The 17,772-nt window shown below is 60.2% G+C and carries 13 protein-coding genes and 7 pseudogenes; 10 read left to right on the top strand and 10 right to left on the bottom strand.

Annotation, left to right across the window (positions count from 1 at the left end; genetic code table 11):
* Positions 1-108 precede the first annotated feature (108 nt).
* Positions 109-1,239, bottom strand: coding sequence for an IS110 family transposase (locus OKW30_RS40410; RefSeq protein WP_429349546.1), 1,131 nt, complete (start codon positions 1,237-1,239; stop codon positions 109-111).
* 126 nt (positions 1,240-1,365) lie between these two features.
* A pseudogene (locus tag OKW30_RS40405) lies at positions 1,366-1,671 on the bottom strand (IS6 family transposase); the annotation flags it as partial.
* Between OKW30_RS40405 and OKW30_RS40400 the strand changes: the two are divergent.
* Positions 1,603-2,562 (top strand): ISL3 family transposase, encoded by a 960-nt coding sequence (locus tag OKW30_RS40400; protein WP_429349545.1) that lies wholly within the window; start codon positions 1,603-1,605, stop codon positions 2,560-2,562. The pseudogene OKW30_RS40405 and the gene OKW30_RS40400 sit on opposite strands and share 69 nt — an antisense overlap.
* 26 nt (positions 2,563-2,588) lie before the next feature.
* Positions 2,589-2,798, top strand: a pseudogene (locus OKW30_RS40395) (DDE-type integrase/transposase/recombinase); the annotation flags it as partial.
* Positions 2,799-2,935: 137 nt separating this feature from the next.
* On the opposite strand, the gene OKW30_RS40390 reads toward OKW30_RS40395, so the two are convergent.
* The 5 genes and pseudogenes from OKW30_RS40390 to OKW30_RS40370 all read right to left on the bottom strand — a co-directional run.
* Positions 2,936-3,700: a 4'-phosphopantetheinyl transferase family protein gene (locus OKW30_RS40390; RefSeq protein ID WP_429349544.1), complete on the bottom strand. Its 765-nt coding sequence runs from the start codon at positions 3,698-3,700 to the stop codon at positions 2,936-2,938.
* 688 nt (positions 3,701-4,388) lie between these two features.
* On the bottom strand, positions 4,389-5,078 hold the full coding sequence (locus tag OKW30_RS40385; protein ID WP_429349543.1) for an MFS transporter: 690 nt from the start codon (positions 5,076-5,078) through the stop codon (positions 4,389-4,391).
* Positions 5,075-5,446, bottom strand: coding sequence for a hypothetical protein (locus OKW30_RS40380; RefSeq protein WP_429349542.1), 372 nt, complete (start codon positions 5,444-5,446; stop codon positions 5,075-5,077). Before OKW30_RS40380 ends, OKW30_RS40385 begins: the two co-directional genes overlap by 4 nt.
* A 127-nt stretch (positions 5,447-5,573) precedes the next feature.
* Positions 5,574-5,927, bottom strand: a pseudogene (locus OKW30_RS40375) (transposase); the annotation flags it as partial.
* A gap of 206 nt (positions 5,928-6,133) precedes the next feature.
* Positions 6,134-6,910 (bottom strand): annotated as a pseudogene (locus OKW30_RS40370) (IS5 family transposase); the annotation flags it as partial.
* Positions 6,911-6,986: 76 nt separating this feature from the next.
* Here OKW30_RS40370 and OKW30_RS40365 point away from each other — a divergent pair.
* Positions 6,987-7,961: an IS110 family transposase gene (locus OKW30_RS40365; RefSeq protein ID WP_429349541.1), complete on the top strand. Its 975-nt coding sequence runs from the start codon at positions 6,987-6,989 to the stop codon at positions 7,959-7,961.
* Between the two features lie 329 nt (positions 7,962-8,290).
* Here OKW30_RS40365 and OKW30_RS40360 read toward each other — a convergent pair.
* Positions 8,291-8,485 (bottom strand): annotated as a pseudogene (locus OKW30_RS40360) (IS5/IS1182 family transposase); the annotation flags it as partial.
* Between the two features lie 495 nt (positions 8,486-8,980).
* On the opposite strand from OKW30_RS40360, the pseudogene OKW30_RS40355 reads away from it, so the two are divergent.
* Positions 8,981-9,526 (top strand): annotated as a pseudogene (locus tag OKW30_RS40355) (IS6 family transposase); the annotation flags it as partial.
* Positions 9,527-9,977: 451 nt separating this feature from the next.
* Here the strand turns inward: OKW30_RS40355 and OKW30_RS40350 are convergent.
* On the bottom strand, positions 9,978-10,994 hold the full coding sequence (locus OKW30_RS40350; protein WP_429349540.1) for an IS110 family transposase: 1,017 nt from the start codon (positions 10,992-10,994) through the stop codon (positions 9,978-9,980).
* Between the two features lie 97 nt (positions 10,995-11,091).
* A pseudogene (locus tag OKW30_RS40345) lies at positions 11,092-11,472 on the bottom strand (IS110 family transposase); the annotation flags it as partial.
* Positions 11,473-11,675: 203 nt separating this feature from the next.
* Here OKW30_RS40345 and OKW30_RS40340 point away from each other — a divergent pair.
* The 6 genes from OKW30_RS40340 (at position 11,676) to OKW30_RS40315 (ending at position 17,677) form a co-directional block, all read left to right on the top strand.
* Complete coding sequence (locus OKW30_RS40340; RefSeq protein ID WP_429349539.1) at positions 11,676-12,557, top strand: DUF6071 family protein; 882 nt, start codon at positions 11,676-11,678, stop codon at positions 12,555-12,557.
* 7 nt (positions 12,558-12,564) lie between these two features.
* The gene (locus OKW30_RS40335) at positions 12,565-14,049 is read left to right on the top strand and encodes a carbamoyltransferase family protein (RefSeq protein WP_429349538.1); all 1,485 of its coding nucleotides are present in this window, start codon (positions 12,565-12,567) and stop codon (positions 14,047-14,049) included.
* A gap of 752 nt (positions 14,050-14,801) precedes the next feature.
* A complete protein-coding gene (locus tag OKW30_RS40330; protein WP_429349537.1) occupies positions 14,802-14,993 on the top strand; it encodes a hypothetical protein in 192 nt (63 codons plus the stop codon).
* Positions 14,986-15,642: a recombinase family protein gene (locus OKW30_RS40325; RefSeq protein ID WP_429349536.1), complete on the top strand. Its 657-nt coding sequence runs from the start codon at positions 14,986-14,988 to the stop codon at positions 15,640-15,642. Before OKW30_RS40330 ends, OKW30_RS40325 begins: the two co-directional genes overlap by 8 nt.
* Positions 15,573-16,481: a hypothetical protein gene (locus OKW30_RS40320; RefSeq protein WP_429349535.1), complete on the top strand. Its 909-nt coding sequence runs from the start codon at positions 15,573-15,575 to the stop codon at positions 16,479-16,481. The genes OKW30_RS40325 and OKW30_RS40320 overlap by 70 nt, the downstream gene beginning before the upstream one ends.
* 65 nt (positions 16,482-16,546) lie before the next feature.
* Complete coding sequence (locus OKW30_RS40315) at positions 16,547-17,677, top strand: IS110 family transposase (protein ID WP_429345856.1); 1,131 nt, start codon at positions 16,547-16,549, stop codon at positions 17,675-17,677.
* Positions 17,678-17,772: the final 95 nt, after the last annotated feature.

Genomic DNA, 17,772 nt, shown 5'->3' with positions numbered 1-17,772 from the left:
TGATGCCTGTTGCGAAATACCTCCGCGGGTTACTCGAGTGCCGGGCTACGCCGCCTTCAGGAAACTCGTGCAATATCGTTGGTGGTTGCGTGACAGGCCAGCTTACGCTTACGCTGCCTTTGCATTGTGCGGTATGGCGAGCGACATCGCCAGACGGCCAACGTCCCAGATGAAACCCGCCAGTTCGCGGGCTATGGCAACCACCGCGATATTGACGTGTTTGCCGCGTGCGGCCAGCTTGCGATACCGTCGGCACAACCGTACCTGTGCGTCCCAGGCACGATCAATGATGGCCTTTGGGATGCCCTCGTGCCTGCACTGGATGTCGCGGCTCACGCGCGCCGGATGCCGGTAACTCCAGGCCGCCTCGACCAGCAGCTTTCTGGCGTAGCTGTTGCCGGTCTTGGTAATGCTGCCCTGACGCCGCTTGCCGCCCGAGGAATATTCCGACGGTGTCACTCCTAGCCATGCCATCAACTGACGGGGATGTTCAAATCGTGATAGGTCACCAAGTTCCGAGAGCATTCCGACGGCCGTGACGAATTGCACACCGCGCATCGCCTGCAACCCGAGTACGGCCGGATAGAACCGCCAGTTGATCACCGCCTCGCGCAAGGCGGTCTCGAGACGCTCGCATTGCGCAAGCCGGTCCTCGATCGTGCGCCGGTGTTCGTTAAACGCCAGTTGTTGCCACTCGCTGTCAAACGTATGCTCACTCAGCCAGCGTCGATGGGCGGGGCCCCAGTTGGCGTTGCCGGTATAGCGCACGCCGTGCGCGAGCAGGAAGGACTTCAGTCGATGCCGTGCCTGTCTGAGGTCATCCCGCGCGCATGCCCACGCGCGAGCCAGATCCCGAAACGCTTCATCTTCAACGCCAGGCACGTACACGGCCGAGAGGTCACCCGCACGTAGCGCCCGCACCAGCTTGATTGCGTCGCGCCGGTCGGTCTTCACGCGCTCACCCGGCTTCCTTGGAATCAGTGACGGCGCACAGACCATGCACTCGAAACCCTGCTCGACCAGTCGCCGGTACAGACCATAGCCACAGGGACCTGCCTCATACACCACGCACACGCGCCGTGCCTTCGATTGCAGCCGCTTGCACAGCCGATCAATCTCTGCCGGGGTCGTTCCTATCTTGTCGAGCAACTCGACTTCGCCGGCATCGATCGAATAGGCGACCGTGATCGATTCCTTGTGAACATCGAGTCCAACGTACACCGTGCTATTGTGTTCCATGCTGGCCTCCGTGCCGGAAATCGCCGGGTGTGGCCCTGTCCACACCGTGCGGCTCTGGCAGACATGCTAACCCGCGTTTGATTCCTCACGGCGGGCCAGCCTCTGCCTCACGGAAAGTCATACTGCCTTCCACGAGCCCTTGACCTTGATATAGGTTTCATCAACCCGCCAGCTCTTGCCGACCGGACGCTTGTACTTGCGAAACGTCTTTTCAAACAGCGGCACCAGCTTGATGACCCAGCGATGTACCGTCGAATGGTCGACGTCAATGTCACGCTCAGCCAGCATTTCCTCAAGGTTCCGAAGACTCAGCGAGTAGGCCACGTACCACCGCACGCACAGCAGCATCACTTCAAGGGGATAGTGCAGCCGCTTCAGAACCTTGGCGATGGCCGGAGCAAGCGTAGTTCGTGGTGTCAGTGTCTTCTTCATCGTGCGAACAAAGCGTTTTCATCAGCCTCGAAGTTTACCTCCCCCGCGTTAATGCGACAGAGCCCCATCTGCTCTCGCCATGTAGACCTCGCGCTCGCGTCGGCCAACCTGTCGGACGTGAGCACGGTAGCCATTGACGAGACTTCGTACCGGCGCGGCCACGAGTATCTGACGCTGGTCGCCGATATGCAGTCGCGCCGCGTCGTGTTCGTCACGCCCGGTCGCGACGCGAAGACGATTGAGAACTTTGCGGCTTACCTTAGCCAACACCACGGCACGCCCGAGCGAGTCACCTCCGCGAGCATCGACATGTCGCCCGCGTTCATCAAGGGCGTGAGCGAACATTTGCCCAACGCGCGAGTGACATTCGACAAGTTTCACGTCGTCGCCCATGCGTCCACGGCGCTTGATACGGTGCGCCGCCAACAACAGAAAGCCGACCCGGAACTCAAAGGGATGCGCTGGACGCTGCTCAAGGACGCCAACAAACTGAATCTGGCGCAACTGACCGACCTCGAGACGCTGGTCAAGCAGTACGCCACCAGGCGCACCGCCCGCGCATGGCTGTATCGCGAGCAACTGCGCGAGATTCTCGAGCGCAAGCAAATTCATGTCGTCTCCGAGATGTTGCGGCAGTGGTGCACCAACGTCATGCGCTCGAAAGTTGAGCCGATGAAGGACGTCGCGCATCTGATTCGCCGGCACTTCGACGGCATCGTTGCCTGGACGCAGACCCGCCAGACCAACGGCTTCATCGAGGCCATCAACGACTTTTTTCAGGCTGCCAAGCGCAAGGCGCGGGGCTACAAACGTTTCACGACCATGCGTACCGTGCTCTTTCTCATCGCCGGCAAACTCGATTTCTCCAGCTTCAACCCGCATGCATCGTGAGCCGCATTACCCACACAATTTTCAAAAGAGCCAAATATCTCAATAACCTGGTTGAGCAGGATCATCGGGCGATCAAGCAACGAACGCGGCCCACGCTGGGATTCAAGACCTTTCGCTGTGCCTGGATCCTTCTGGCCGGCATTGAGATTATGCACATGATCGCCAAAGGACAGATGAAATGTGCTCGCGGAACCCACCCGTCCGCCGCTGATCAATTCTACGAGTTCGCAATATAAGCAGTACTTCGCATATCGATCTCGCTCGCTCTTTGATCCTTACTGCGACAAAGCCGTTCTACTCGATGGGCAGCGTTTGCCACGTTGCAGGTTAGTATGGCTACTTTGGCAGTGGGTAATTATAGAAGCGTCGAATCTCAGGCGCTTGAGATGACGCGCGACGTCGCGGACATCCGAACTTGGTCGCCCGTCTCACGCGACCACGCCAAACAAGCGGCGTAGCCGTCTCGGACCTTGCACCAAACAGCATCAAATTCCGTCAGACCATCCGCGCCGGTTGCACGTTCATCGACTAGGCGTACCATCGGTTCACCACTTAGTTTGCCAAGAACCGAAAACCACGTCATTTCCCCTGTGATCCCGATACCGAGCGCCTTCAACAGCGCTTCCTTGGCCGTCCAAACATCGTAAAACGCATCGAGCTGCAGATGGGCCGGCAACGTCGCGATACGCACTTCCTCACTCCCTGCAAGCGCGACATTTGCGAGTGTCTGCCAATTCAGATCCGCATCGCGAATCTCGATATCGACGCCTACCCGACGTTCGGCCGAAAGCGCGATCAAGGCGTGTTGCTTTGAATGGGAAACGTTGAAGTCAATCTTCGCAACGGCTGCGCTTTGAGTCGGTGCAAGCCTCGGCCGTCCCGCCGAATCTCGTTCGAACCGCAGTTGAAACGCCGGTAAGCCAACACGTGCGGCGAGCGCATGGCGCAACGCCGCACGTGTCGCCGCATACCCGATTGCGTCTTCGTGTCGAATGAAGTGAGCGGCGAGCGCCCGCTCTTCGTCGTTCAGCACCGCGAAAACCGGCGCATCGAGCCTAACGCCGAAATCGAAGGTAACGGACAGCAATTCGACGCCAGCGGCACCGGCGCCGGCACTGGGCACATCGAGGGTATGCACCTCGATAGTCTCCGAGGCGAGATGCACGATCTACGCGGCTCGCTTTGGCGTGCGAATCATGAGCGCGATCAACAATACCGACATGCTCAAGCAAAACGCCACGCACACGAGCGCCACCGCGAACGCGAAACCGATCGCCGCAGGCTCGCTGCGCGCGCCGAGCCAGGCGTAGTACACGCTGCCGATCACTGCCACGCCCAGCGCCGCGCTGATTTGGAACGTCGAGTTGATCGTGCCAGACATTAGTCCCGAAAAATGCGCCGGCACTTCCGCGAGGATGCCGCGCAGCAGCATCGGCATCGCGAGGCCCTGGCCGAATCCGATCAGAAACAGCAGCGGCACGAGCGCATCGGTCGATGTGGGCAACGCAGTGCGTACCTGCGCCGCGGTCGCAAGCAGCGCGACGACCTCGAGCACCAGCGCGAGCACGACCGCCCAGGCGCCCGCGATCCGCGTCGCTCGCGGCGCGCACAGCGGTCCTAGGAAGAAGCCGATGCCGAACGGAGCGAAACGCATGCCCGCCGTGAACGGATCCTCTGCGAGCGCATCTTGCAGATAGATCGCGAGCAGCAGGAACATCACCGCAATTGAATAGAAGAACAGCGCCGCACCCAGTCCGAGCCGGACTGCCGGCAGCCGCAGTGCTTCCGGGTCGACCAGGGGCCAGCCGTCCCGCGCCGTGCATTGTTCATGCCGCCAGAATGTACGCAGCAGCAACGGGAACGCGACCACCAGCAGCACGAACGACCACCACGGCCAGCCGGCCTCGCGCCCTTCGATCAGCGACACGATCAGTGACGCGAGCGCTAGCGCGAGCAGGATCACGCCGTTCACGTCGAGCTTGCGTGCGGCGATGGAAGATGTCGAGCGAAATGACAAGGCCGCCGATGATCTGCGCGGCGGCCGACGCGAAGCCGTAGGTGGCCGCGTAGATCGAGAACGCACGCGGCTTTTCCTGCGCGGGGAAGATGACGTTGACCGTCGCCAGCCCTTGCGGCACCATCGCCGCCGCCGACAGTCCCTGCAGCGCCCGCCCGACGATGAGGACGGTAATCGTCGGTGCGCGGCCGCATACGATCGACGACGCGACGAAACCGAGCAGCCCGATCGTGAACACACGCGTGCGTCCGTACAGGTCGCTGAGGCGCCCACCGATGATCAGGAACACCGCGTACGACGCGGCGAACGTCGAGATGATCAGTTGCAGCTGCGCGGCCGTCGCGTGAAGTTCGCCCTGGATCGCCGGTAACGCGAAGTTAACGATGAAAAAATCCAGCGGCGCGAGGAAAATACCGCACAACAGGATCGTCAGCATCGTCCAACGACGCGGTTCGATGGTATCGGCAAACGGACGATGCAGGGAATCGACCGAACTCATGCGTGCGCCTCCACGATCAGGTCGGGCTGAGACTCCGCCGGCAGCCGTTCGCGGCAGTAATCGCGAACCGTGTCGATCCGGCTCGCATGCGAGCGCGCGAGATCTTTCAGGGCCGTCAGTGGTTCGAGTCCACCGCGCGAATCTTCGGGCGGCAGCCAGTCGACGAGACACGCAACTTCGTCGACTCCCACTGCGCGCAGTTGTTCGACGATCGTCGCGCAGCTGCCTGGCGTGCCGATCAGCGCGGCGCTCTGCGAATAACGCTTGAACGCGAATGCTGCGACGGCATCGAGTTTCCGCTCGGAGAATTGCTCGATGTCCTCGCCCGGCGGCAGCGCGGGCCGCAACAAGTCCAGGTGCTTCTTCATGTACTCGACGAACGCCGGTTTGCACCGGGCCCGCGTGCGTTCCCCATAGTGATGAAGCGGCAGATCAGCTTTGCAGAAGCAGAAAGTGCGGGCAAGAAGCGATTGACTAAACGTCAGCGCGGTCCAGTTTTTCGCCCGCCCCAACCGATCGAACAGAAGTGGAATCGATGACGACGCGAGAAAAGTCGATCCGGTCGGCGGCACGCAACTTTGCGAGCAGGATCTCGTGGAGCCGATCCCAGACGCCGGCCTGTTGCCAGTCGCGCAAGCGCCGCCAGCAACTGATACCCGATCTGCAGCCCATTTCGGCGGGCAGATCGCTCCAGCGAATGCCGCTTCTGAGCACGAACAGTATCCCGGTCAGCGCGGCCCGATTGGCCCCGGGCTTGCGCCCTGGATACCGGAAGCGTCTCGGCCTTGCTGGCGGTAGAAGTGGTTCGATCAATGTCCACAATTCGTCGTCGATGATTTGCTTGGCCATCCCCTCGCTCCGCTCGTCACAACGGTCGAGGTTAACAGCTTTGCGTTTGAGTTAAGGAAGGTCTGCACAACCCTCTTTGCAAGCGTTATCTTTCATATCCAGCGCGGCCTCTGCGTTCAGATCTTTGCTGGCGAGTCAATCGCCGGGGCTTTTTTCGCGCGCCGGAGCGCTTCAACCAGACATACGGACTTTATCGGCTCGGTGTTTCAAGCTTTGCGCAAAGCTCTACGCGCCATCCATACCATCCATAAATTGCCCAAAGCAAACAGCGTAGTGATCTGGGCGGTGTTCTTCATCAAACCACGATAGCGGGTCTTCATGTAACCGAACTGCCGCTTGAGGATGCGAAACGGGTGTTCGACCTTGGCTCGAATACCCGCCTTCAGGCGTTCGATCTGATCGTATATCGCGTCCACCGAATCACTCAGATCCAGTTTCCTGCGCTTTGCCGGTCGCATTGCAACATGCCAACGAACCGCGTCAGCCTCACAACGCTTTTCGATACCCTGATATCGGGCGTCCGCGTACACATCCGTTTCTTTACCATGCAGCAATGCCTGGGCTACGTTGATGTCGTGAACATTGGCCGCCGTTCCGATGACCGTATGAACCAGGCCCGGGTCGGCGTTTACGCCGATATATGCATCTTCATCCCGAAGTACCAGTTGCCACCTTTCTGCGTTGATTGCATTTCCGGATCACGCGTGCCGGAGCCATTCTTTGTCGAACTGGGCGCGGCAATCAGAGTGGCGTCGACTGCCGATCCAGCCTTGAGCATCAGGCCTTTCTCCGTCAGGATTTCATTGACCAGCGCCAGCATTTGCACCGCCAGGTCCGTGCGTTTCCAGCAGATGGCGGAACCGGAGAATCGTGCTTTCATCCGGCAAGCGAACCATCCCGCCGTCGAGACCCGCGAACTCGCGATACAGCGGAACGTCATAGAGTGCCTCTTCCATGGCAGGGTCTGACAGACCGAACCATTGCTACTGAGATGGACCCGACGCACCTTCCGGGGGAAACTGAGCATCTCGTTCTCACGAACCGATGTGGAGGCACACCATGGAAATCGATCTTCTCGGCATTGACCTCGCCAAGCGTGTCTTTCAACTCCACGGCGCCGATGCGCGCGGCCGGGCGGTGTATCGCAATAAGGTTTCACGAACGGCTCTGATTGAAACCGTGCGGGCCTTGCGTCCTCAGATGATCGCGATGGAAGCTTGTGGCTCTGCCCACCACTGGGCGCGGCGTTTCCAGGAGGCAGGTATCGAGGTGCGCCTCATCAGCCCCCACTACGTTTCGCCCTTCGTTAAAACGAACAAGAATGATCGCAACGACGCTGAAGCTATCGTCGAGGCCGCATCCCGGCCGTCCATGAACTTTGTTGCCGTGAAGTCGGTTGAACAACAGGACATGCAGGCAGCGCATCGCGTGCGCGAACTTCTGGTCCAGCAGCGAACCGCGATTATCAATCAGGCAAGAGGTCTTCTGGGCGAGCGCGGCATCGCGATAGCCCAGTCTCCAGCAGCCTTCAGACGAGCGATACCCGAGATTCTCTTACAGAGTGAGGGGGAGCTCACCAGCTTCTGCCAGTCCCTGATCATGACGCTTGTTCAGCACCTACGTGCGCTGGAAGAGGAAATAACTGTAGCGGAAGGCTGGATTCGCTCGTTCATGAATCGCTCGGCTCTGTGCCAGAAGATCGCCGCCGTGCCAGGAATCGGCCCAATTACAGCGACGGCCATCGTCGCCGCTGTCGGTCGAGCTGACGGCTTCAGGAATGGCCGTCATCTTGCGGCGTGGCTTGGCTTGGTGCCGAGGCAGCACTCGTCCGGTGGGAAATCGCAACTCTACGGCATCAGTAAAAGAGGAGACAAGTATCTACGGACGCTGTTAATTCACGGAGCCAGATCTGTTCTGATACGCGTGTCCGGTAAACTCGACGCCCGCAGCCGCTGGCTGCAGGAATTGATTGCGCGTCGAGGCTATAACCGAGCCTGCGTTGCGCTGGCCAACAAGAATGCACGCATCATTTAGGTGCTGCTGAGCACCGAAGCCACATACAAGCCTGTTGCACTGGCTGATTCATGAAGGCACTGAAAACTACGAAGAACCAATGTTAGTGGTAGCGACATAACCATCACTGGTTTGCGAAGCTTCCTGATTGTGATGACAAAACCGGTTAGACCAGCGCCCCACGATCCTGTACTTTATGCCGGCCGATAAAAAAGGCCGAACTGCTGCCAAGGACGGGGCGCGCGGATCTCATCAAGGCTGCGGGCATGTTGCTAGCCCACCAAGCAAGCCGGATACATGTTTGCAGACCGTTTTACGTCACAAAAGAAAGCTTGCAAAAAGCGTCGGGTCCATACATGCATGAAATGAATCTGCAACATCGTTGCAATCGGGAACCGCGGCCGACCGGTTTTGCCCGTGGGATAGTGCGGCTCAATCAGCGCAATCAGCTTCAACCAGGGCACAACACGTCGCGTCTCATCGAGAAATTCCCGTTTGCGCGTGCGCTTCGTTGACAGATCCAGACCAAGACCAAGTTGCGTCATCACACTGCTCCTCAACTAATTCGCTCTGTTTCGGATAGCTCAGCAGCAACGCAATGCCAGGACTTTTGCAGACCTTCCTTAACAGTAGCCGTACTCTTTTTGAAACATCGTCTTAGAGGGGAATTAGCCAACCGATATAGTGCAGCGCAATTCCCGTGGACTAAGATTGAGGCGGTGGTGCCAGCGTACTGCGCAGCCGATGACCGCTGCAGGAAAACGAAAGCCGTAGATGACGATCGCTTTTCTTCCCAATGCCATTCTGACCAGCACTATGCTTGGTTTGACATTACCTTGGGCCGCCTGAGTGAATCATACGAGGAATTGAGATGCTGAACACTTCGAACATACGCAAACCTTGCGGTGCGTCAATTGTCCAGACGGCGTTGTGAACCGCCCCGGGAATCCGGGGCGATTCATTGTCGCATTCAGACACCGGATCGCCTGCAGTCCAAAGGGCTCTGTCACGTTCGTTGGGCCGTGGGCTAAGTTGACGTTATGAAAAAGACGAAATCGCTGTATCACGGTCATCGGTTTCCGGCATCGATCATCAGCCCCGCCGTTCGCTGGTATTTTCGCTTTCAGCTTAGCCTTCGCGATATCGCGGAGCTGCTGTTCGAGCACGGCGTGGTCGTTAGCCACGAATCGATCCGTCGGTGGATAAACAAGTTCGGCGCTGATTTTGCGAATCGTGTGAAGGCTGCCCGTCGCAAGCCGGGCAGTACGTGGCACCTCGACGAGATCTTTGTCACCCTGCGTGGCGAACCGTACCTGCTGTGGCGTGCAGTCGACGAGCACGGCGTCGAAATCGACATCCTGCGGCAAAAGGAGCGCGACAAGGCCGCCGCCACACGTTTCTTCAGCCGTGTGCTGCGCGCTAACCCGGTGCCACGCAAGATCGTCACCGATCAGTTGCGTAGCTATCCGGCGGCGAAAGCCGACATCCCGGAGCTGGTCAACGTGAAGCACGTGTTCGTCAAGGCTGTGGCTCGCGTCAACAACCGCGCAGAGAACAGCCATCAGCCCACGCGTGAACGCGAGCGGCCGTCAACGTGACACCCATTAGCCGGCCCAAGTCAAGGCACGAAATCATGCATCGCCGGATTGCAGTGGCGATGGTATTTCCATCGGCACTGCAATCCGGCGATGCTTTTCCGTTGCCTGTCATGCTGCCTACGGAGCCTGATCACATCCGCTTTCTCTCAGCTGGTTGCGAACCGGGTCGCACCAGACACCCATCGGGATCAAGCATGCCGCAGGTCTGCAGCCGCCCTGGCGACTATTGCCGCCCCAGAGAAACGTTGGTGCCAGGCGACGTCCAATGGGTTGCATCGCAGAGCCGTGGCTGTCACTTTCGCGACGCCAGTCAATTGTGGCTCATCGCCTGGGCGATCCGGTTTTTCGCAAACAGTGGGGCCGGCGCATGAGCACGTCCAATCAGTAGCCCTGGCTGCAGGCCAGTCACGTTACTGGCTCGCCTCCATGCGTCGACCCGTCAGGCAAAACATCGCTTCACGTCAAACGGCTGGTGCTCACGCAACATGTGATAGCACGCGCGTGCCAGCTTGTGCGCCAGCGCCTTGATTGCGAGGATTCCATTCCTTGCGCGCTTCTTGCGCTCATAAAAACGCCTGGCCTGCGGGCAGTAGCGAATGGCATAGTTCGCCGCCTCGACAAACGCCCAGGCGAGGTACTTGTTTCCATTCTTCGTGTTGCCTTCCCCTTTCTTGCGGTTGTTGCTTTCCCGTCGGCTATCCACACAGCGACAATATGAGCTGAAATTGCCAACGTCGGCAAAGCGCGTGATGGCGCCCGTCTCTAGCATGATCGTTGTCGCCAGTACGGGGCCGACACCGGGTATCGACTTCAGCAGCGCATAATCCGGGCGCAGTTGTACACGCTCCATGAGTCGCTTCTGCAAGATGGCAATTTCCTCCTGCAGCGTGCGCATCACCGCCAGATTGGCCTGCATGGCGAGCGTCACATCAGGCGCAAAACCGAGCTCATTTACCTGCTCGTCGCTCAGATGCTTGATCACTTCTCCGGTCATCCGCTGACCTGTCTGTCGGGAAAGCAGGTTTTCGATTGAGAGTATCTGTGCGGTCCGGCAGCGCACCAGTTGCATTCGTTTGCGCGAGAGGTCCCGTACTGGCCGCTCTTCTGCTGGATAAATGTAGCCTTCTGGCAATAGCCCCAGACGCAGGAGTTGCGCCAGATGGGCTGCATCGGTGAAGTCACCGCTGTATTTCAGGCCCTCGTACTGCCTGATTGCCGCCGGGTTCGCCAGATGGACCTGATAGCCATCCTCCATTAACTCATCCACCAGCCAGTACCAGTTGAACGTCGCTTCGATGACCACCCCGACCAGTTCGGGCCGGTACGGTGCCAGAGCGGCCCGAATCTGGAGCGCATCGTTCGGTAACCGCCGCTGGTAGACAACCCGGTCCGTTTCATCGCTGACCACGACCACACTGTTGTTCGAGTGCAGGTCGATTCCACTAAACTTGTTCATGCCGGCCTCCTGTGCGTCACGTCGGTGTTCGCACCTCCGACGCTACGCCAGCCGTTCGAGTCGAACGGAGGGGGCCGGCTATATGATTATCAGCGCCGACCAGTTTGATGACATCGAGCCGGTCCATCTTCACACGCCGTTTATGACGCTCGACGGGGATGCTCGCGGGATCGACGACATGGCATTCGATCCCGCGAGCCTGTAGGGCGCGGCAGATCCAGAACGCGTCCTGGCCAGCTTCGTAGCTCACCACCACCCGTGTACTGGCTGGCAGCGCCCACTTCTGGCGATGCTGTTCAATCAGGCTGCGTACGGCTTGCAGCCGGTCAGCCGCCTGGACTTGTGCGACGGTGTGGATGGCTGGGCTGTCGCGCCGGTCATCGTGCAGCGCCACCTTCCACTCCGCGGTCGCCAGTTCGAGTGATACGGCCAGCGCCACCTCCCGGGCGTCCGTCATATCTGTCTGATCTGTGCGCATGATCGGATGCTCTCCTTTGAGCAAGCCTCGACACGCTGATTTTAGACTCTAGCCCTTCCCGCACGCTCATGACACGGCAAACGCTGAGTTGGACACAGCATCCTTTGCACAGCTATAGTGACAACAGTTTTTTCACCCGGCGGGCGATATCGCTATGCCTACCGGATACGTGAACCATTTCGCATGCAGGATGAATGAAGCCCATGGTCGAAATCTTCCGGGAAAGTGGCAATGGCGCGTCCCAACTGCATGGCGATGGCGGCGTCGGACTCCTGTACGCGAACGGTTGCTCGATGACCTACGGCTATGAACTGATCGACGACCCCCACACTCATGTCTGTCTCGACGACGTCTACCGCGAGGCCCACGCCTGGCCTGCCCGCCTGGCGGCACGTCTCGGCGACTGGCGCGTGGTGAACGACAGCATTCCCGGGGGCTCCAACGACCGCATTCTCCGCACCACAATCAAGTGGATGCTCAACTATCTCGCGGCAGAAGGCGAGGCTGGGCGACAACGCCTGCTGGTCGTGATCGGCTGGTCCGATCCCATGCGCCGGGAGTACTTCATCGACGACGACTGGAAGCAGACGATTCCCTATCACGATTACCCCGATCAACCATCGCTGAACCGCCTTAACGCCATCTATCGCGAGGTCGCCTGGAACGACCATGAGTCGGCCGCCCGCTTCGCAACCCAGGCGCTGGCGCTGCAGGCATTCATGCAGCACCACGGTGTGCGCTTCCTGTTTTTCGACGCCTTGAAGTCGTGTCAGGAAACCTTCGCGCCGGCGCGCGCCGAAGTCGCTCATGTGCGAGCGATCGACAGCCGCACTTACCTGCACTTCGCCAACTGCGGCGGCAGCATGGCGTCGATCCTTTCGGCGGTTACACCCAACTGGAAAGGCCGCCACCCCGCGGAAGATGGACACGACTATTGGGCAGGGTTGCTTGCCGACCATCTCCAGCGCGAAGACCTGCTCGGCTCCCTCGCGCCGGGAACGCACGCCACACGCTGGCTCGATCGGCTGCGGCTCACGCTGCGCCGCAGCCGGGGTATCGAGCAGGGCCCCTACATTTATCCATAGGTCAACGATGAGTGCCCCAGCCGACGAGACCCTCTACGGAATCAGCTGCTTCGGCCACGACGCCGGGCTGGCGGTCGTGCGCGGCGACCAGATTGTCTTCGCCGCTCATGCCGAGCGCTATTCCGGCATCAAGAACGACGCTTTCCTCAACGAAGCGCTGATCGACGACGCGCTGCGCGTCGCGGGCCCTCCCGAGCGCATCGTTTTCCATGAACGTCCGTGGCGCACTCGGGTCCGCCACGCTTGGTCGGGCCAATGGCGCGCGGCGTTCAGCCCTTCGCCAATCACCCACATTCGCTCGTTCAGGACGTTTGCCGATGTGCCGCTCGCGACCGTCGGCCACCACGAGGCACACGCAGCGGGTGGTCTGTTCACCGCGCCGTTTGACGAGGCGGCGGTCGTGGTGGTCGACGGCATCGGCGAATGGGATACCGTCTCCGTCTGGCATGCACATAACGGCCGGCTGAAGCGCATCTTCGCCCAACACTATCCCCACAGCCTCGGCCTTTTTTATGCCGCGTTCACGCAGCGCTGCGGTCTGAAACCGAACGAGGAAGAGTCCATTCTGATGGCGATGGCCGCCCTTGGCCGCCCGACCCACCGGGACGCGATAGAGCTCGAGTTCGTTCGCCTCGCGCGGGCGCCGCACTTTCGCCTGAAGCGCAACCTGCATCGTGGGCTCGGTGCGTGGCGACCCGACTGGACGGAGCCGGAGACCATCGCCGCGAGCGTCCAGGCCATCGCGGAGGACGTGTTGCTAGGACTGATGGCTTGGGTCGCACAAACGGTGCCGAGCCGCAATCTGGTGTTTTCCGGCGGGCTCGCGCTGAACTGCGTGGTCAACGAAAAGCTGTGCCGCAGCAGCCTGTTCGAGCGCATCTGGATCATGCCCAACCCCGGCGACGCAGGGAACGCGCTCGGCGCCGCGTTGGCCTTCGGCAAGCGCCGCGTGCATTGGACAGGCCCTTATCTCGGCCACGATCTCGCCCGGCGCCCCGCGCTCGACGGCGCAATTGCGGCGTTGCTCGAGCGCGGCGTCGTAGGGTTGGCGCACGGCCGGGCCGAGTATGGTCCACGCGCACTCGGCAATCGCAGTTTGCTCGCCGATCCGCGAGATCTGCAAATCAAGGAACGTGTGAACCAGATCAAGCGGCGCGAGCCGTTTCGCCCCTTCGCGCCGGTCGTCGTCGCGGAACTGGCGGACGAGTACTTCGATTTGCCACAGCCGTCCTCGCCTTACATGCAATGGACCGCGCGTTGCCGCTTCCCCGAGCGCTTCCCCGGCATTTGCCATGTCGACGGATCGAGCCGGGTTCAGACGGTCGACGCCAGTCAGAACCCGTCGCTCCATCGCCTGTTGCAGGCGTTCCATGCGCGCACGGGCTGTCCGATGCTGCTGAACACGAGCCTTAACGTGAAGGGCAAACCGTTCGTCAACAACAGGGGCGACGCGCAGGCGTTCGAGCGCGAAACCGGAATCGAGGTCTTTTGAGCGATTAGACAATCCGCTACACCCTCCGCCTTTGTTCAGAAGCTGAACCGGCTGGTGTTCCGCCACCTCGGCCTCGCGCTTCGTCCGACGCCCCCACCCGACGCCGCCGTTGGAGCCACGGCTGACCGACCCTGCCTTTCTCGCCGTGTGCCAGCGCATCGAGACGCACACCCTGGTCGAGCCGCCAAGCGCCTGCCTGCTGTACCAGCTCGCTGCGCATTGTCGCAGCCTCGACGGCGACGTCGCCGAGGTCAGAGGTGGCCTCGTTCGTTCGGACAGGATCAGCGAGTTTTTAAGTGGAATTGCTGAGGCAATCAAGCTGCCGATTTTATCGCTGGCAGCGTGGCGAAGTATGCTTCATCCGGTGTCTGATCGGCCAGCCTGGAATGAGGCCGGTTCTGGTTATACAAGCCGTCAACACAACGCCCATATCAGCGAATCAAAGGAGGTTCTCTACCGCTGGCATCCGTGGTACGGGCACACGGTATGGATTTTCACCACGATAGAGAGGAAGAACGCCGAGTCAGTGTTGCGCTGTCGGCGAGAGCCGTTCGACACGGCAGGCCTCCTGGAGGTGCCGCAATGGATGTTCGATCCCGTTGCCTGCTGTCGCATTACCTCGGCAACGTCTCCCGCCGTCGGCTGTGAAGCATTGAGGGAACTGAAGTACCTGCTGGCGCAGGCGCCTGCTGCCACGCCGCGCGGTATGGTACAAGCCGAGCACCATCCTTTGCTCCGTACAGGAGGTGCTGATGCGACGCCAGACAAACCCCCAACCGGGCGGTCAACTCGACCTGTTCCGTCCCTTTCCGAAGACACCACAATGGGCGCACCTGCCGCAGGAGGTCCGGCAGCAGACGGTGCGTTTGCTGGCGCAACTGCTGCGGCAACACCGTCGCGGGCTGTTCGCCGCCGAACACGAGCCGGAGGTGCGCGATGAGTGACAAGATTCGGGCGCAGCATCTGGCGCGCAAGGCCATGCTGTACGTGCGCCAGTCGTCGGCCTATCAGGTCAGCCACAATCTGGAGAGCCAGAAGCTGCAGTATGCGATGCAGGATCGTCTGCATCAGTTGGGCTGGAACGAGATCGAGGTGATCGACGAGGATCTGGGACGCTCTGCGGCCGGAACGCAAACGCGCACGGGCTTCGAACGGATGGTCGCAGAGGTCTGTCTTGGGCACGTCGGCGCAGTTGCCGCTCGCGAGGTTTCACGATTCGCGCGCAACAGTCGCGAGTGGCAGCAACTGGTTGAGGTGTGCCGCGTCGTCGACACGGTGCTCGTCGATCAGGAGACCGTCTACTCACCGCGGCAGAGCAACGATCGTTTGCTGCTCGGCTTGAAGGGCAGCCTGAACGAATACGAGCTGGATCTGCTGCGTCAGCGTTCGCTCGAAGCTCGTCGGGAGAAGGCCAAACGCGGCTCAGACAGCGCGGCATTTGCGCCGTCCAGTCTCGCGAGCAATCTGCTCAATCTGACGACGACAACCAGGGTGGTCGTTCCTATTAACTTCTGGAGAGAAGAATGCAAAATGGCAAGACGTCCAGTCCCGATCGCCGGCCCAATGGGCGCGGGCTGGTGCCGGGGTTCGTAACCAAGGGCTCACTGCCTCCGACCGACGCTAACGCTGGGCAAATGGTGCCCTTCGACCCGCTGGACGAATTAGTTTTCAGCATGCAGGACCCGAAAGCTGCTACCCGCGACAAGATCGCGGCTGCGGCACGTGACGTATTCGGCGGCGGCGCAGAGACCACCGAACTGGTGGCCAACCTCGTCGAACACATGATGGCCGTCTCCGAGTCGCGGGAGAAGGTCGTCTCAGAACTGATCATTCTGGGCGGACACCTCCAGCAAATGATGACGATGGCGATCAACCATCACACCGGCCTAGTAGGTGACACCCCAAAGAGTCAGAGACGAGGCGCGCAACTGTGCTTTGCATTCTTCGAACGGGCCATGAAGCTGACGCGGGCTTCTGCATACAGTTACATGCGCTATCACATGAAGTTTGCGGACAAAGCCGAAGCTGTGCAGATGTTCAGCTTTGGTGAGCTAAGGATACTGGCCGCGGATGACGTAACGGATGAGCAGATCGAAGCCGTCGTTAAGCAGAAGCAGGCGACGCCAGAGATGTCCCGCGAGGACGTCGCGAAGCTCGTGAAAGCGCTCCGGCTGAAAGAAGAAGAGATTGCGGATAAAGAAACTCACGTGGCTAACATCGAAGGTTTGCTCGCTGACAGCAAGCTAGCCCTCGATCAGAGCGCCCGGGAAAACGGCCATTTGAAACACACGATTGCCGACCACGAACGGGCGATCCTCGAACAGGAGAAGAGCATAGACGGTGTTAGGAACTTTCGGTCAAAACCTGGTAGGCAGTATGACTTCCTGCGGGACAGAGGCTGGCCTGCCGCAACGGAATCAAACGCGGGTTAGCATTGCTGTCAGAGCCGCACGGTGCGGACGTGCCGCACCCGGCGATTTCCGACGCGGAGGCCAGCATGGAGCACGATAGCACTCTTTACGTGGGTCTTGATGTTCATAAGGATTCGATCACGGTCGCCTATGCCATTGGTACGGGCGAGGTTGAACTGCTCGGCAAGATCGGTACTACGCAGGCCGACGTGGAACGGTTGTGCAAGCGACTGCAATCTAAAGCGCGATGCGTCAGCATCGTCTACGAAGCCGGTCCGTGCGGATATGGGCTTTACCGGCAGCTTGTCCAGAAAGAATTCCAGTGCATGGTCTGCGCGCCCTCGCTGATTCCCCGCAAGCCAGGTGAGCACATCAAGACTGACAGACGTGATGCCGTCAAGCTCGTCCGATCGCTGCGTGCCGGCGACCTGTCGGCCGTATACGTCCCCAGCGTCGACGATGAAGCATTCCGGGATCTGGCCCGCGCATGGGTGATTGCCAAGGACGACCTCAAGCGTGCACGGCAAAGGGTAAAAGCCTTTCTGCTGTCGCACGGCGTGCGCTACACCCGCTCTGCCGACTGGGGGCCGGCGCACCGACGCTGGCTGAGCGCACACAGCTTCGACAGTGCGTGGCAGCAGTTTGCGTTTGAAGAGCTACGTCGCGCGATCGAAGACCGGCTCGCCCAATGTGACCGGCTGGAGTCTGCGCTGCGTGAGGCAGTCGTCAACTGGCGCTTCTATCCCGCCGTCCTGGGCCTGCAGGCAATGCGCGGTGTCCAGTTCACCACGGCAGTGGGCATGCTCGCCGAGCTGGGCGATCTCTCACGCTTCGTGCACCCACGCCAGTTGATGGCGTGGCTCGGGGTGACGCCCTCCGAGCACTCATCTGGCGGCAAGCGTCGTCAGGGCAGCATCACTAAAAGCGGCAACAGTTATGCAAGAAAGCTGCTAGTTGAAGCTGCATGGAGCTATCGCCACCCTGCGCGTGTGAGCCCCGATATTCAGCGTCGCCACGAAGGTCTGCCTAAACCGATTGTAGATCGAGCATGGGACGCACAGGTGCGCTTGTGCCGACGCTATCGCAAACTCGTCGCGCGCGGCAAGCAGAAGAATATCGCCGTAGTCGCAGTTGCCCGTGAACTCAGCGGATTCATCTGGGACATCTGCCGGCTTTCCTTGTCGCTGGCCATACCGCGCGAGACACAGATGCCATGATGTACAGCAATGCCCTGCGTCTGCATCCACCGTAACCACACGTGCAGGAGTTTCCTGAAGGCGGCGTAGCCCGGCACACGAGTAACCCGCGACCA

Origin of the sequence: Paraburkholderia sp. Clong3 (assembly GCF_050436485.1) — a bacterium.
Lineage (GTDB): Bacteria > Pseudomonadota > Gammaproteobacteria > Burkholderiales > Burkholderiaceae > Paraburkholderia > Paraburkholderia tuberum.
This window is presented reverse-complemented; position numbering and strand designations above follow the sequence as displayed.

Bases quoted from the DNA above. Each gene is read 5' to 3' on its own strand.
- OKW30_RS40410 (WP_429349546.1), bottom strand. From the start codon at position 1,239: ATGGAACACAATAGCACGGTGTACGTTGGACTCGATGTTCACAAGGAA.
- OKW30_RS40385 (WP_429349543.1), bottom strand. From the start codon at position 5,078: ATGAGTTCGGTCGATTCCCTGCATCGTCCGTTTGCCGATACCATCGAA.
- OKW30_RS40380 (WP_429349542.1), bottom strand. From the start codon at position 5,446: ATGAAGAAGCACCTGGACTTGTTGCGGCCCGCGCTGCCGCCGGGCGAG.
- OKW30_RS40365 (WP_429349541.1), top strand. From the start codon at position 6,987: ATGGAAATCGATCTTCTCGGCATTGACCTCGCCAAGCGTGTCTTTCAA.
- OKW30_RS40350 (WP_429349540.1), bottom strand. From the start codon at position 10,994: ATGAACAAGTTTAGTGGAATCGACCTGCACTCGAACAACAGTGTGGTC.
- OKW30_RS40340 (WP_429349539.1), top strand. From the start codon at position 11,676: ATGGTCGAAATCTTCCGGGAAAGTGGCAATGGCGCGTCCCAACTGCAT.
- OKW30_RS40335 (WP_429349538.1), top strand. From the start codon at position 12,565: ATGAGTGCCCCAGCCGACGAGACCCTCTACGGAATCAGCTGCTTCGGC.
- OKW30_RS40330 (WP_429349537.1), top strand. From the start codon at position 14,802: ATGCGACGCCAGACAAACCCCCAACCGGGCGGTCAACTCGACCTGTTC.
- OKW30_RS40325 (WP_429349536.1), top strand. From the start codon at position 14,986: ATGAGTGACAAGATTCGGGCGCAGCATCTGGCGCGCAAGGCCATGCTG.
- OKW30_RS40320 (WP_429349535.1), top strand. From the start codon at position 15,573: ATGCAAAATGGCAAGACGTCCAGTCCCGATCGCCGGCCCAATGGGCGC.
- OKW30_RS40315 (WP_429345856.1), top strand. From the start codon at position 16,547: ATGGAGCACGATAGCACTCTTTACGTGGGTCTTGATGTTCATAAGGAT.